The 12756-nt window shown below is 73.3% G+C and carries 12 protein-coding genes; 6 read left to right on the forward strand and 6 right to left on the reverse strand.

The genetic code is table 11. The features are described from left to right. Positions 1-124: 124 nt before the first annotated feature. The gene (locus KAK03_RS14805; protein WP_210854733.1) at positions 125-1030 is read left to right on the forward strand and encodes a GNAT family N-acetyltransferase; all 906 of its coding nucleotides are present in this window, start codon (positions 125-127) and stop codon (positions 1028-1030) included. Positions 1031-1097: 67 nt separating this feature from the next. Next, the gene (locus tag KAK03_RS14810) at positions 1098-2213 is read left to right on the forward strand and encodes a DUF4056 domain-containing protein (protein ID WP_210854734.1); all 1116 of its coding nucleotides are present in this window, start codon (positions 1098-1100) and stop codon (positions 2211-2213) included. Between the two features lie 72 nt (positions 2214-2285). Here KAK03_RS14810 and KAK03_RS14815 read toward each other — a convergent pair whose 3' ends face one another. Next, entirely contained in the window at positions 2286-3587 is a 1302-nt protein-coding gene (locus tag KAK03_RS14815; RefSeq protein ID WP_310738614.1) for a glycerate kinase type-2 family protein, read from the reverse strand. Then, a complete protein-coding gene (hyi, locus tag KAK03_RS14820) occupies positions 3584-4360 on the reverse strand; it encodes a hydroxypyruvate isomerase (protein ID WP_210854735.1) in 777 nt (258 codons plus the stop codon). The genes KAK03_RS14815 and hyi overlap by 4 nt, the downstream gene beginning before the upstream one ends. A 53-nt stretch (positions 4361-4413) precedes the next feature. Here hyi and KAK03_RS14825 point away from each other — a divergent pair, with 53 nt between their 5' ends. Genes KAK03_RS14825 through kefC form a run of 3 tightly spaced genes read left to right on the forward strand, consistent with a single transcriptional unit; the run spans position 4414 to position 8254 of the window. Next, positions 4414-5811 (forward strand): 8-oxoguanine deaminase, encoded by a 1398-nt coding sequence (locus KAK03_RS14825; protein WP_210854736.1) that lies wholly within the window; start codon positions 4414-4416, stop codon positions 5809-5811. Then, positions 5808-6434: a glutathione-regulated potassium-efflux system oxidoreductase KefF gene (kefF, locus tag KAK03_RS14830; RefSeq protein ID WP_210854738.1), complete on the forward strand. Its 627-nt coding sequence runs from the start codon at positions 5808-5810 to the stop codon at positions 6432-6434. The genes KAK03_RS14825 and kefF overlap by 4 nt, the downstream gene beginning before the upstream one ends. Further along, on the forward strand, positions 6434-8254 hold the full coding sequence (gene kefC, locus KAK03_RS14835) for a glutathione-regulated potassium-efflux system protein KefC (protein ID WP_210854739.1): 1821 nt from the start codon (positions 6434-6436) through the stop codon (positions 8252-8254). The genes kefF and kefC overlap by 1 nt, the downstream gene beginning before the upstream one ends. Before the next feature lie 12 nt (positions 8255-8266). Here the strand turns inward: kefC and KAK03_RS14840 are convergent, their stop codons facing one another. Both KAK03_RS14840 and KAK03_RS14845 read right to left on the reverse strand, forming a co-directional pair. Next, the gene (locus KAK03_RS14840; protein ID WP_210854741.1) at positions 8267-8632 is read right to left on the reverse strand and encodes a putative quinol monooxygenase; all 366 of its coding nucleotides are present in this window, start codon (positions 8630-8632) and stop codon (positions 8267-8269) included. A gap of 76 nt (positions 8633-8708) precedes the next feature. Next, a complete protein-coding gene (locus KAK03_RS14845) occupies positions 8709-9389 on the reverse strand; it encodes a hypothetical protein (protein WP_210854742.1) in 681 nt (226 codons plus the stop codon). Positions 9390-9447: 58 nt separating this feature from the next. Between KAK03_RS14845 and KAK03_RS14850 the strand changes: the two genes are divergently transcribed. Next, positions 9448-9906, forward strand: a complete 459-nt coding sequence (locus KAK03_RS14850) for a hypothetical protein (protein WP_210854744.1) — start codon at positions 9448-9450, stop codon at positions 9904-9906. Here KAK03_RS14850 and KAK03_RS14855 read toward each other — a convergent pair whose 3' ends face one another. Together KAK03_RS14855 and KAK03_RS14860 are read right to left on the reverse strand one after the other, a co-directional pair. Next, entirely contained in the window at positions 9907-11949 is a 2043-nt protein-coding gene (locus KAK03_RS14855) for a sensor histidine kinase (RefSeq protein ID WP_210854745.1), read from the reverse strand. It lies immediately after the preceding gene. Next, on the reverse strand, positions 11946-12638 hold the full coding sequence (locus KAK03_RS14860; protein ID WP_210854747.1) for a response regulator transcription factor: 693 nt from the start codon (positions 12636-12638) through the stop codon (positions 11946-11948). Before KAK03_RS14860 ends, KAK03_RS14855 begins: the two co-directional genes overlap by 4 nt. Between the last annotated feature and the right edge of the window lie 118 nt (positions 12639-12756).

A 12756-nucleotide genomic window follows, 5' to 3' on the forward strand; every position in this document is an offset into this window, starting at 1 on the left:
CTTCATGGACCCTATCGTCTCAGGGCTTCACGTCGGTGCCAAGCAGGGCGTGGGGCGATTTATGCAGACCTTCCTTAAGCCTGCGGTCGCCCCCCAACTCTCGGGAGCGCCGCACAATCGGGCGATGACTGCTGCGTATTCCGTCACGATCCGCCGCCTGGGCCCCGAGGACGCAGCCGCGCACCGCGCGCTGATGCTGGGCGCCTACCAGCGCGAGCCCGAGGCCTTCACCTCCAGCGTGGCCGAGCGCGAACACCTGCCGCTGGACTGGTGGGCGCGCCGGCTGGGGCCAGCCGGCAGCGACGAGCAGGTCTGGGGCGCGTTCATCGGCGAGCGGCTGGTCGGCGCCGCCGGCCTGTCGCGCGAGCCACGCGAGCGCACCGCCCACCGCGGCTTCGTGTTCGGCGTGGCGGTCGAGCCCGACCACCGGCGCCAGGGCATCGCACGCCGCCTGGTGCGCACGCTGATGGCCGATGCCCGGACCTGGCCCGGCTTGCGCCTGCTGGAGCTGACCGTCAGCGATGGCAACGCCAGCGCCAGGCGGGTATACGAGGACTGCGGCTTCATCGCCTGGGGCTGCGAGCCGCGTGCGCTGGCGCTGGACGACGGCCGCGAGATCGGCAAATGGCACATGCAGTGGATGCTGCCCGCGCCAGGACGCCGTTTCGCCTTCGCCGACAGCGAGGTCGCCGCGGTCGAGCCGACCACCGGCGGCTGGCGGCTGCGCTTCTCGGCCGCGCAGGTGGCCGAGCAGCGCGACGGTGTCTGGCAGGCCGGCCACCTGGCCCCGGTCGTGCTGGTGCTGCAGACCGCCGCGCCGCCGCCCGCGCTGCTGGGCCGCCTGGCTGAGGGCCGCCTCATCGACGCCCAGGGCCGGGCCTGGCGCGAACTGCCGCTGCCCCAGGCCCTGGAGGGTGCGCTGCGGCTGGAGCTGCAGCCGGCGCGCGGCGAGGCGGTGGTGATCGACGCCCGATCGCTGCGACTGGGCGCACCGCCGCGGGCACGCTGGCGTGAGTCGCTGGCCTGCTGAAACCTCGAGCCGTGAGACCGCCCCTGCCCCTGCCACTGGAGCGCGCCGTACCCACCAGGCGGCAGCCATGAGGGCCGGCACCCGGCGGTCCGCCGACCGCGCCCGGTGGCGCCGGCTGGTCGTGCTGACAGTGGCCCTGACCGCCGGGCCGGGGTTGGCGCTTCCCCCCGAGCGCGACGACATGCCGTCGCGTCGCTTCGGCCAGCTGCCCACGCCCTACGTCATGCCGCTGCTGCGCAACCGCATCATCGAGCGTGCCGATCTGGGCCGCCACGACTGGCGCAGCCACGCCGACGAGAACGACGGCCTGGTCTACACCTGCGCGGCCGGCTTCCTCGACATCGACCACCTGCGCGACGCCGCCGACTGGACCGGCCACCTGTATCGCCTGCTGCGCCGCGAGATCGACCGCGGCGCTACCGCCCTGGATGCTGCGGGCTCCGACGGCTCGACCCGCCTGTCGCTGCGCTGGCGGCGGCCCGTGGCCACCGAGGCAGGGCTGGACAACGCGCGCGTGGCAAGCATGGCCTCGCAGCTGGTCTGGTGGATGCTCACCTGGCACGAGGTGCTGACCTGGCTGGGGCAGGAGACGCTGCCGCCCGTCTCCGAGCGCGCCTCGGCCTTCAGCTACGAAGACGGTGTCTCGCACCTGGTCGGGCTGCAGGTGGCCCAGCGCGCACTGCGCCGGCCCGAGCCGTGGGACGTGGCGGTGACACGCGAGCTCGACACCACACTGACCGAACTGGGTGCGGTCGATCGCGACAGCACCTTCGCCGCGCTCGAGCGGGTGCGTGACCGCTGGTGGAACAGCCACCGTGCCTGGCCGAGCAACGGCTTCGTGATGCGGCGCCACCTGGACTCCGGGCTCGACGGCCCGATCAGCGGCTGGCAGGTGGACGGACTCCCGGCCTGCGACGGCGCGCCCGCGCGGCCCTGGACGCTGGACGTGCTGGCCACGCCCGGCTGGCAGGTGCAGGCCTGGCTGACCTCGGACTGGGGCCCGCTGCGCGAACGCCTGGCCTGGCCGGCCGGGGCCGGTGCCGACGCCCAGCAGATGCGCATCGAGCTGCCGGCCGGCATGCGCGCGGTGCTCGACACCATCAGCGCCCAGGTGCTGCGCGAACTGGGCCCCAACGCCGACCGCCCCACCGACCCGGCGGCGGCCGGCAGCGCCCCGCGCTGAGTCTGGCTGGGCGGCTCGCCTGCCCTTTCCTGCGCGCCGCGGCGTCCTCATCCAACGGCGCTGCGACCTGCCCTAAGCCACCCAGATCGCCCGGAAGTCGTTGACGTTGGTGTGCGTGGGCCCGGTCACGACCAGGTCGTCCAGCGCCTCGAAGAAGCGGTAGGCGTCGTTGCGCGCCAGGTGGTCGGCCGCAGACAGGCCAGCCGCCACGGCGCGGGCCAGCGTGTCGGGGGTGACGATGGCGCCGGCGTTGGCCTCGACGCCATCGATGCCGTCGGTATCGGCCGCCAGCGCCCACACGCCGGCCTGCCCCTGCAGACCCAGCGCGCAACCGAGCAGGAACTCGGTGGCGCGGCCGCCGCGGCCCCTGGCCTGGCCCGGCGCGCGCGGCCGCACCGTGACGGTGGTTTCACCGCCCGACAGGATCACGCAGGGCCGCGCGAACGGCTGGCCGCGCTGCGCCACCGCGCGCGCCAGCGCGGCGTGCACGCCGCCCACCACCTGCGATTCGCCCTCGATCGCATCGGACAGGATATGCGCCGGCAGGCCCATCGCCCGCGCCGCCGCCGCGGCCGCTTCCAGGCTGGCCTGTGGCGTGGCAATGACCTGGACCTGCTGGCGCGCGAAGCAGGCATCACCCGGCTTGGGCGTCTCGAAGGCACCGCTGCGCAGGCCGGCGCGCGCCGCGGGCGGCAGCGGGATGCCCCAGCGTTCACACACCGCCAGCGCGTCGGCGCAGCGGCTGGGATCGGGCACCGTGGGGCCGCTGGCGATGATGGCCGGGTCGTCGCCCGGCACATCGGAGATCAGCAGCGTCACCACCTGCGCGGGCGCGCAGCGCGCAGCCAACTGGCCGCCCTTGATCGCCGAGCAGTGCTTGCGCACCGTGTTCATCGCCTCGATCGGCGCGCCGCTCTCCAGCAACGCACGGTTCAGCGCCTGCTTGTCGGCCAGCGTCAGGCCGACCTGCGGCATCGTCAGCAGTGCGGAGCCGCCGCCCGAGATCAGGCACAGCACCAGATCGTCCGCGCCCAGACCCTGGGCCAGGGCAGCAATGCGTGCGCTGGCAGCCACGCCGGCCTCGTCGGGTACGGGGTGCGCGGCTTCGACGATCTCGATCCGGCCGGCGCCGGGCTGGTAGGCCGGCGGCGTGTGGCCATAGCGGGTGACGACCAGGCCAGTCATCGGAGCGTCGGCAGGCCACAGCGCCTCGACCGCCAGCGCCATCGCCCCGGCCGCCTTGCCGGCGCCCAGCACCACGGTGCGCCCGCGTGGTGGTGGCGGCAGGCGCCCCGGCAGCACCACCGCCGGCTGGGCGCGGGCCACCGCGGCGTCGAACAGCGCGCGCAGCGCGGTGCGTGGATCGGGGCTCACCGCGGCGCCCCCAGCCAGGCCAGCGTGTCCTCGGTGCACGCCGAGGGGAGGTACTCGGCGCCGACCCAGCCGGCATAGCCCAGCCGGTCCAGTTCGGCGAACAGAAAAGCGAAGTTCAACTCGCCGGTGCCCGGCTCATGGCGGCCCGGGTTGTCGGCGAACTGCACGTGGCCGATGCGCGGCAGCAGCCGGCGCAGCGTGGCCGCCAGGTCGCCCTCCATGCGCTGCATGTGGTACAGGTCGAACTGGATGAAGGCGTTGGCGCAGCCGGCTTCGTCGAGCAGCGCGGCCGCCTGCGCGCTGGTGTTCAGCCAGAAGCCCGGCACATCGCGGGTGTTGATCGGCTCGATCATCAGCATCAGGCCGTGCGCGGCCAGCGCGTCGGCGGCGAAGCGCAGGTTGTCGATGAACAGCGCGCGCGTCTGCGCCTCGGTCTGGCCGGCACCGGCGCGGCCGGCCAGCAGGTTCAGGCGCGGTGCGCCCAGCGCCTGGGCATAGTCGATGGCGCGCGGCACGCCGGCGCGGAACTCGGCCTGGCGCGTGGCGTCGCAGGCCAGGCCGCGGTCGCCCGCCGCCCAGTCGCCGGCCGGCAGGTTGTGCAGCACGGCGGTGACGCCAGCCGCATCCAGGCTGCGCCGCAGCGCCTGCGCCGGCCAGTCGTAGGGGAACTGGAACTCGACCGCCCGGAAGCCCGCCGCCGCGGCGCGCGCGAAGCGCTCCGGGAACGGCACCTCGGTGAACAGCATCGAGCAGTTGGCGGCGAAACGGGGCATGGCGCGTGCAACACTTGGGGACCCCGCCGACGATAGCAGCCCTGCCCGCCCAGATGACCGACCCCACCCTGCTGATCCGCGACGCCGACGTGGTCGCGACGATGGACGACGAGCGCCGCGAGCTGCCGCGCGCCAGTGTGCTGATCCGCGGCCGCGCGATCGAGGCGATCGGCCCCGCCGACACCCTGCCACGCGAGGCCGACGAGGTGATCGACGCCCGCGGCCATGTGGTGATCCCGGGCCTGGTCAACACCCACCACCACATGTACCAGTCGCTCACGCGGGCGATCCCGGCGGCGCAGGACGCCGAGCTGTTCGGCTGGCTGCGAACGCTCTACCCGATCTGGGCCGGCCTGACGCCCGAGATGGCGCGCGTCAGCGCCCAGGTGGCGATGGCCGAGCTGCTGCTCTCGGGCTGCACCACCAGCAGCGACCACCTCTACCTGTACCCCAACGGCGTGCGGCTGGACGACACGATCGAGGCCGCGGCCAGCATCGGCCTGCGCTTCCATCCCACGCGCGGCAGCATGAGCGTGGGCGAGAGCGCCGGCGGCCTGCCGCCCGACCACCTGGTCGAGCGCGAGGACGCGATCCTGCGCGACACCCGCCGCGTCATCGAGGCCTTCCACGACCCCTCGCGTCATTCGATGCTGCGGGTGGGCGTGGCGCCCTGCTCGCCCTTCAGCGTCAGCCCCGGCCTGATGCGCGACGCCGCCGCACTGGCCCGCGCCACCGGCACGCGCCTGCACACCCACCTGGCCGAGAACGACCACGACCTGGCCTACAGCCGCGAGAAGTTCGGCCAGACCCCCACCGAATACGCCGAGAGCCTGGGCTGGCTGGGCCACGATGTCTGGCACGCCCACTGCGTCAAGCTCGATGCCCACGGCATCGCCCGCTTCGCCGCCACCGGCACCGGTGTGGCCCACTGCCCCTGCAGCAACATGCGCCTGGCCTCGGGCATCGCGCCGGTGCAGCGCCTGCGCAGCGCCGGCGTGCCGGTGGGCCTGGGCGTGGACGGCAGCGCCAGCAACGACGCCGCCCACCTGTTGAACGAGGCGCGGCAGGCCATGCTGCTGGGCCGCGTGGGGCGCTCGCTCGACGCTTTCGGATGTGACCACGGGCCCGCGGAATTCACCGCCCGCGACGCGCTGGAGATCGCCACCCGCGGCGGCGCGCGCGTGCTGGGCCGCGACGACATCGGCCACCTGGCGCCGGGCATGTCGGCCGATCTGGCGCTGTTCGACACCCGCACGCTGGGCTTCGCCGGCGGCGCGGTGCACGACCCGGTGGGCGCGCTGCTGCTGTGCGCCTCGGCCAGCACCGCGTTCACCGTGGTCAACGGCCGGGTGGTCGTGCGTGAAGGCCGTCTGGCCACGCTGGAACTGGAGCCGCTGCTGGAGCGGCACAACGCACTGGCGAGGCAACTGGCCGAAGGAGGCCGCCGATGAGCACGCCCTCGATCCTGGTGCTGGTGGCCCATCCGGCGCTGCAGCACTCGCAGGTCAACCGGCCGCTGATGGACGCCGCCCGCGCGGTGCCCGGCGTGCAGGTGCGCGACCTGTACGCGCTCTACCCCGACTACGCGATCGACGTGGCGGCCGAACAGGCCGCGGCGGCGGCGGCCGACCTGATCGTCTGGCAGCACCCGCTGCAGTGGTACTCGATGCCGCCGCTGATGAAGCTGTGGCTGGACGAGGTGTTGGCCTACGGCTGGGCCTACGGCCACGCCGAGGGCCGCAGCACCCGCGCACTGCAGGGCAAGGACCTGTGGCTGGTGCTGAGCACCGGCGGCACCGAGGCCGCCTACCACCCGCAGGGCTACAACCGCTACTTCCTGGATGCCTTCCTGCCGCCCTATGAGCAGACCGCCGCGCTGTGCGGCCTGCGCTTCCTGCCGCCGATGGTGCAGCATGGTGCGCACCAGCTGTCGGCCCAGGCGCTGCAGGCCCATGCGCAGACCTACGCCAGCCGCCTGCGCGACTACCCCGACTGGCCCGAGATCGCCGAGATGAGCGAGTGCCCCGAGTGCCAGGTGCCGCTGCGCGACCGGCCCGCCCAGGAGAACCGCTGATGAACTCGCAGTGGCTGCATGCCGCGCTGATCTACCTGACCGCCGCGGTGCTCTTCGTGCCGCTGGCCAAGCGCTTCGGCCTGGGTTCGATCATCGGCTACCTGGGGGCCGGTGTGGCCATCGGGCCGTTCGGCCTGGGGGTGGTGAAGGACCCCGAATCCATCCTGCACGCCGCCGAGTTCGGCGTGGTGCTGATGATGTTCCTGATCGGCCTGGAGCTGGAGCCGCCGCGGCTGTGGGCGCTGCGCCGGCCGATCTTCGGCTGGGGCACGACCCAGCTGCTGGGCTGCGCGCTGGTGCTGGGCGGTGCCGGCTGGGCGCTGGGCGCGCCGTGGACGATGGCCGTGATCGCCGGCCTGGCGCTGGCGCTGTCGTCCACCGCGGTGTCGCTGCAGATCATGCAGGAGCGCCACCTGCTGCCCACCACGGGCGGCCAGGCCGGCTTCGCGATCCTGCTGCTGCAGGATGTGGCGGCCATCCCCATCCTGGCGCTGATCCCGCTGCTGGGCCAGGGGGCGGCCGGCACCGGCCACCCGGCCTGGGAGGCGCTGAAGGCGGTGGGCGTGATCGCGGCGATCATCCTGGGCGGTCGGCTGCTGCTGCGCCATGCGCTGCGCTGGGTGGCGCGCAGCCGTTCGCCGGAGATCTTCACCGCCGCGGCACTGGGCCTGGTGGTGGGCATTGCCAGCCTGATGGAGGCCGCCGGCCTGTCGATGGCGCTGGGCGCCTTCCTGGGCGGCGTGCTGCTGGCCGAGAGCGAGTACAAGCGCGAGCTGGAGACCGACGTCGAGCCCTTCAAGGGCCTGCTGCTGGGCCTGTTCTTCATGGCCGTGGGCATGTCGATGGACTTTGCCGCGCTGTGGGCCGACCGCTGGCTGGTGCTGGGCCTGCTGCTGGGCTTCCTGGCGCTGAAGGCCGCCGTGATCTGGGCCCTGGCCACGGCCGTGGAGGTGCCGCTGGCCGAGCGCCCGGTGCTGACGCTGCTGCTGGCCCAGGGCGGCGAGTTCGCCTTCGTGGTGTTCCAGCAGGCCGAAGGCGCCGGCGTGATCGGCACGCGCCACGGCGCGCTGCTGGTGGGCACGGTGGCGCTGTCGATGCTGGTGACACCGCTGCTGCTGGTGCTGATCGATCGCCTGGTGCTGCCCCGCTTCGCCCGCGGCACCGGCGATTCACCGCATGCGCTGGCCGAGCCGCAGGACGCACCGGTGATCATCGCCGGCTTCGGCCGCTACGGACAGGTGATCGGCCGCCTGCTGTACGCCAACGGCATCCGCCCCACCGTGCTGGACCACTCTGCCGAGCAGGTCGAGTTCCTGCGCAAGTTCGGCTTCCGGGTGCACTATGGCGATGCCACCCGGCTGGACCTGCTGCGCCTGGCCGGCGCCGAGCAGGCGCGGGTGCTGGTGATCGCGATCGACGATGTCGAGCAGAGCATCGCGCTGGCCGAGGCCGCCCGCCAGCACTTCCCCCAGCTGACGCTGGTGGCCCGGGCACGCAACGTGCAGCACTACTACGCGCTGCGCGACCGGGGTGTGGACATGATCGACCGCGAGACCATGGACTCGGCGCTGTTCAGCGCCCGCCGCGTGCTGGAGCAACTGGGCTGGCTGCCCCACCAGGCCCGCCAGCTGGCCATGCGCTACCGCCAGCACCTGGTGGAGCAGATCGAGCGCACGTACCCCCACCACCGCGACGAGCAGGCGCTGGTGTCGATGGCCAAACAGGGCCGGCAGCAGCTCGAAGAGCTGTTCGCCCAGGAGCGCGAGGCGCTGGCGCAGCGCCAGCGCGCGCCGGGCTGGGACCCGGACGGGCCGCGCTGAGACGCCCGCGCCTCAGGCGCGCCGGATGCCCTCGTCCAGCACGAAGAACTGCGGGTTCAGCGCCGCCATCGGCCCGCGCAGCTTGTCCAGTTCAGCCGCCGGACCATGCACTTCCAGCCGCTGGATGCTGGCGATCTTCAGCGCCTCGCCCAGCAGCTCACCCACGTTGTCCAGGTGGGCCAGCACCGCGGCGGCGTCCACATAGCCTTCACGGCAGTGGGCGGTGTTGCCGCTGTAGGAGAAGGCGTAGTGCAGACAGCCCGGCTCGGTGCGCGTCTTCTCGACGAAGCGCGGCCCGAGGGCCTGGAAGTCGTTGAGCCGCCCCTCCTGGACGGTGAAATACGGGACCAGGGTGCAGCAGGTATCGCGCTGGAACATGGTGTCTCCTGTCGGTGTCCGGGTCGAAGCGCCCAGCGCCGATTCTGCGCCTGCGCCGGCGCTTGCGCGAGCATCGTCAGCGCGGCAGCAGGGCCTTGGCCGCGTCGATGCGCAGCGCCAGCGGCACCGCCGGATCGTTCATCACCTGCAGCAGGAAGGCCCGCGGGTCGGTCGCGGCGGTGACCGCCGTGACCGCCGTGACCGCTGTGGCCGCGGGCTGGGCCACTGGCTGCAGCGGCGCCAGCCGATCGGGCGCCACGCTGCCCAGGCCGGCCAGCAGCGTGGCCTGGCCGTCGTCGCCGGGCGGCACGTCCAGCCAGGGCGTCTGGGCGAACAGCGGCGCCAGGTCAGGCGCCACGAAGGCCGACCAGCGGTCCTCGCCAGGCAGCGCAGCCCCTGGTCGCGGCGCGGCCTGACCGTCGCGCGGCCAGCCGCCCACCCGGGCGGCCTGGGGCGCCGGCAGGAAGCGCTCGCGCAGCGTGGCCAGCAGGGCCTGCGCGGTGGCGGCGTCCACCGGCTCGGCCAGCGAGAACCACAGCTGCAGCGCGTCGCCCGACACCGCGATCGCCGGCGCCGGCCAGCCCAGCGTGTCCTGCACACCGCGCCACAGCGTGCCCATGGCCGCCCAGTCGGCCGGGGCGGGCCAGTCCAGCACCAGCGCGCGGGTGCGGCCGTGGGGGTCGATCAGTGCGCCGGTGGTGTCGGCCGAGAACAGGCGCGTGAACTCGGCATCCCGTCGGGTCATCGGAGCGTTCATGGCGCAAGATTGTCGCAATACCGGGCCACGCAGGCACGCGATTCGCTAAGCTCAGCCCATGACCCTCACCGCCTATGTACTGATCGGCAGCCCGCGCACCCGCAAGTCCACGCTGCTGCGCTGCCTGACCGGCTGCTACAGCCGCAATCTGCGCGACATCGAACTGACCAGCGGCCAGACCGTGCGCCTGTATGCCCGCGTCTCGGCGCTGCAGGACACGCGCACCCCGCCGCAGGACTTCATCGCCGAGGTGCAGCGCCAGCGCTGCACCCACACCGCGTTCATCCTGTCACCGCAGGGCAGCCCGCTGGACCCGCAGGGCCTGCCCGACGCCCAGGCCTACCTGGAGGCCTTCGGCCGCGCCGGCTGGCGCATCGAGAAGATCGCCGTGCTGGGCGCCGACCCCATCAAGCCGCAGGTCCCGACCCGCGGCGCCGTGGCGCGCTTCCCCAATGTGCTGCACCAGCCGGTCAATGCCAGCGCCGCGCTGCTGCGCCAGCATTTCGGCTGGCGCTGATCAGGCCAGCGGCAGGCTCAGCACGAAGCTGACGCCGTCCGCCTCGTTGCGGGCCACGATGGTGCCGCCCATCTTGGCCATCCAGGTGCGGGCGACGAACAGGCCCTGGCCCCGGCTGCCCGAATCGGCCGGCGCATCCGACACGCCGTACTCGAAGATGCGCTCGAGCTGGGCCGGCTCGATCTGCGGTCCCTGGTTGTGCAGGCGCAGTTCCGCCCGCTGCCCGGCACGCTGCAGTTGCATCGTGATCGGTGTGCCCGGCCGGCGGTGGCGCGCGGCATTGCGCAGCACGTGGGTGACCACGTCCTCCAGCGCGTAGTCATCGCCCTGCACCGCCAGCGGACCACCGGGTCCTTCGTAAGCCACCGCGTCGATGCCGGCATGCGGCGCGTTCTCGGCCACCTGGCGCAGAAACTGGTCCAGGTCCAGGGCGCTGAGGCCCAGCGCGGTGGCCTGGAAGGCCTCGGTCGGCGAGGCCTGGCCGTACAGCACGCGCACCGCCTGCTGCATGCGCTGGATGTAGCGGTGGCTGGGATCGGCCGGATCGCCGTGCAGCGCCAGCAGCGACTGCAGCGGCGACAGGATCTCGTGACCGACCGCATGCCACTGGTCCTTTTCCTGCCGGGCGCGGATGTGCTCGCGGTGCACATCCTCGTTGACGCGCTGCATCAAGTCGGCCAGCGTGCCTGCCAGCACCCCCAGCTCGTCGCTGCCGCGCAGCTCGGCCACGTCGAGGCGGATCTCGCCGCCCTCCTTGACGTCGCGACGCACCGCCGCGGCACGCCGGGTCAGCAGCGTGATGCGGCGGATCACCCGCAGCTCGATCGCCGCCCAGGTCAGGCCGATGGCCAGCAGCAGCGCGCCCACGAACCAGGCGGTGCGGGTGGCGACGCGGCCCAGGGCGCGATCCACCCCGCGGCGATCGCCCGTCAGCTGCAATTCATAGCGGCCGGTGGGTGTCGTCACGGTGTCGCTGGCCTGCAGCGGCGCCGGGTTGTCCTGCACCGGCAGGGCGCGAATCAGCCGCTCCAGCAGCGGTGACAGCGGCTGCGCGAGGTCCTCCGGCCCACTGAGCAGCGCCACCTCGGTGGCACGGCCCGGCCCCAGACGCCGCACCCGCAGTGATTCACCCGGCTGCAGCAGCCGCGCCAGCTCGGCCAGCGTGAAGGGCGGTGTGGCGCCGGGCTGGTCGGAATCGAACAGCGGCGCCGCGGCGTCATCGCCCGGGCCGAGCAGGCGCAGGTGCACCTCGATGCGGTCCAGGTCGGCCGGCGGCCAGACCGGTCGGCCGCGCGCGGCCTGCAGGTCCTCGCGGAACAGCTCCACCGGCAGGCGCAGCGAGTAGTAGCTGCGCCGCAGGCAGTCGTCGGCGCTGCCGCCATCGATGCAGCGCGCGTCCTGCCACAGCCAGCCGCGGAAGTCGCGCTGCGGGCGGTCGGCGACGGTGCCGGCCTCGACCGCGAAGCCGGTCAGCTTGCCGCGCCCGGCACCGGCCCCGGCATCGGCCGGCAGCTCGTAGGGCGCCAGCCAGCGCCACTCGCGGCCGCGCATCGCCACCCGCACCTGGGCGCGGTGGGCGTGGCTGAAGTCGGTGTCGCCGGGGGCGCGCGCCGCCAGCGGGCCCAGCGGCAGCTGCCCCACCAGGTACAGGAAGCCGCCGGCCGCCGGGTTGGAGCCCACCGCCGCGCACAGCTGCACCGCATCGGCGTACTGCAGCGCGCAGCCGGCCATCTCCACCGCCTGCTGGGCCTTGGCGCGGTCGTCAAAGTCGATCGCGCCGAAGGGCAGCACCAGCGGCCGCAGCGGCGGCCCGGGCCGTGCCTCGGGGTTCATCAGGGCCAGCTGGCCGGTGGGGTGGCGCAGCCGCGCCCCGATCTGCGCCAGCGTCTGGTCCACGCCGTCGCGCCGGCTGCGCCAGGCCCGCTCCTTTTCCTCGGCCAGCAGCGTCAGCGCCAGTCCCAGCACGGCCAGCGCCAGCAGCGCGAAGGCGGCGCGGAAGAAGAAGCGCAACCGCAGCGGGATGCGCGGGCGCAGGCGGATCATCCCCAGCGGAACCCGCGCATCGGGATATTGGCGATGCCGTCGAAGGCGGGATCGATCTCGCGCAGGGCATCACGGATGGTGCTGACGTGCTTGCGGATGTTGTCGCGGTTGCGACCGCTCTTGACCACCTGGTAGAGCTCGTCGTAGCTGACCACCTCGCCCTTGCGCGCCAGCAGCGCGGCCAGGATGCGCTGGGCCGTCAGCGGCAGGTTGACCTTCTGGCCGCGCCAGATCGCGGCGCCCTGGCGAAGCGGGTCGATCAGCACCGCGTCGGGGTCGGCCGCCGCCGCTGCAGCGGCGGGCGTGCGGTCACGCGTGGCGCGCAGGATGTCCAGGAAGGTCTCGACGAAGTCAGCCTCCTCGAAGGTGGATTTCTGCAGGTAGTCCCAGGCGTCCAGCGCCTTCATGATGCTGCGGTAGATGGCCGCCGGCATGGCCGAGACCACCAGCACCGGCGTGCCCGCGTGGCGCTTGTTGATCGCATTGATCAGCGCGACGCCGGCATTGCGCTCGCGGCCCAGTTCGATGTCGAGCAGCACCAGGTCGTAGCGCTCGCGGGCCAGCGCGGCGTCGGCGCTGTCGCGGTCGAACCAGCAATCGATCTGCGCATCCGGGCGGGCGCCGGCGATCCAGCCGCAGAGCTGGCGGCTGGTGGGGGGATCGTCCTCGATGACGGCGATGCGGACCATGCGGCTGATTATCCCGGTGCCCTGCGGCCGGCGGTGTGAAGCTTTCTTCCGGGCAACGGAGCAAAGACGCCCCGGCGGTGCCTGTTGCCTTCCGGGCGGGCTGCGAAGAATGGCTTCC

The sequence above is a fragment of the Ideonella alba genome, assembly GCF_018069845.1.
GTDB classification, from domain to species: Bacteria; Pseudomonadota; Gammaproteobacteria; order Burkholderiales; family Burkholderiaceae_C; genus Ideonella; species Ideonella alba.

What these genes read in the sequence shown, in the direction of transcription:
- KAK03_RS14805 (WP_210854733.1), top strand. Translation starts at nt 125, where the DNA reads ATGACTGCTGCGTATTCCGTCACGATCCGCCGCCTGGGCCCCGAGGAC.
- KAK03_RS14810 (WP_210854734.1), top strand. Translation starts at nt 1,098, where the DNA reads ATGAGGGCCGGCACCCGGCGGTCCGCCGACCGCGCCCGGTGGCGCCGG.
- hyi (WP_210854735.1), bottom strand. Translation starts at nt 4,360, where the DNA reads ATGCCCCGTTTCGCCGCCAACTGCTCGATGCTGTTCACCGAGGTGCCG.
- KAK03_RS14825 (WP_210854736.1), top strand. Translation starts at nt 4,414, where the DNA reads ATGACCGACCCCACCCTGCTGATCCGCGACGCCGACGTGGTCGCGACG.
- kefF (WP_210854738.1), top strand. Translation starts at nt 5,808, where the DNA reads ATGAGCACGCCCTCGATCCTGGTGCTGGTGGCCCATCCGGCGCTGCAG.
- kefC (WP_210854739.1), top strand. Translation starts at nt 6,434, where the DNA reads ATGAACTCGCAGTGGCTGCATGCCGCGCTGATCTACCTGACCGCCGCG.
- KAK03_RS14840 (WP_210854741.1), bottom strand. Translation starts at nt 8,632, where the DNA reads ATGTTCCAGCGCGATACCTGCTGCACCCTGGTCCCGTATTTCACCGTC.
- KAK03_RS14845 (WP_210854742.1), bottom strand. Translation starts at nt 9,389, where the DNA reads ATGAACGCTCCGATGACCCGACGGGATGCCGAGTTCACGCGCCTGTTC.
- KAK03_RS14850 (WP_210854744.1), top strand. Translation starts at nt 9,448, where the DNA reads ATGACCCTCACCGCCTATGTACTGATCGGCAGCCCGCGCACCCGCAAG.
- KAK03_RS14855 (WP_210854745.1), bottom strand. Translation starts at nt 11,949, where the DNA reads ATGATCCGCCTGCGCCCGCGCATCCCGCTGCGGTTGCGCTTCTTCTTC.
- KAK03_RS14860 (WP_210854747.1), bottom strand. Translation starts at nt 12,638, where the DNA reads ATGGTCCGCATCGCCGTCATCGAGGACGATCCCCCCACCAGCCGCCAG.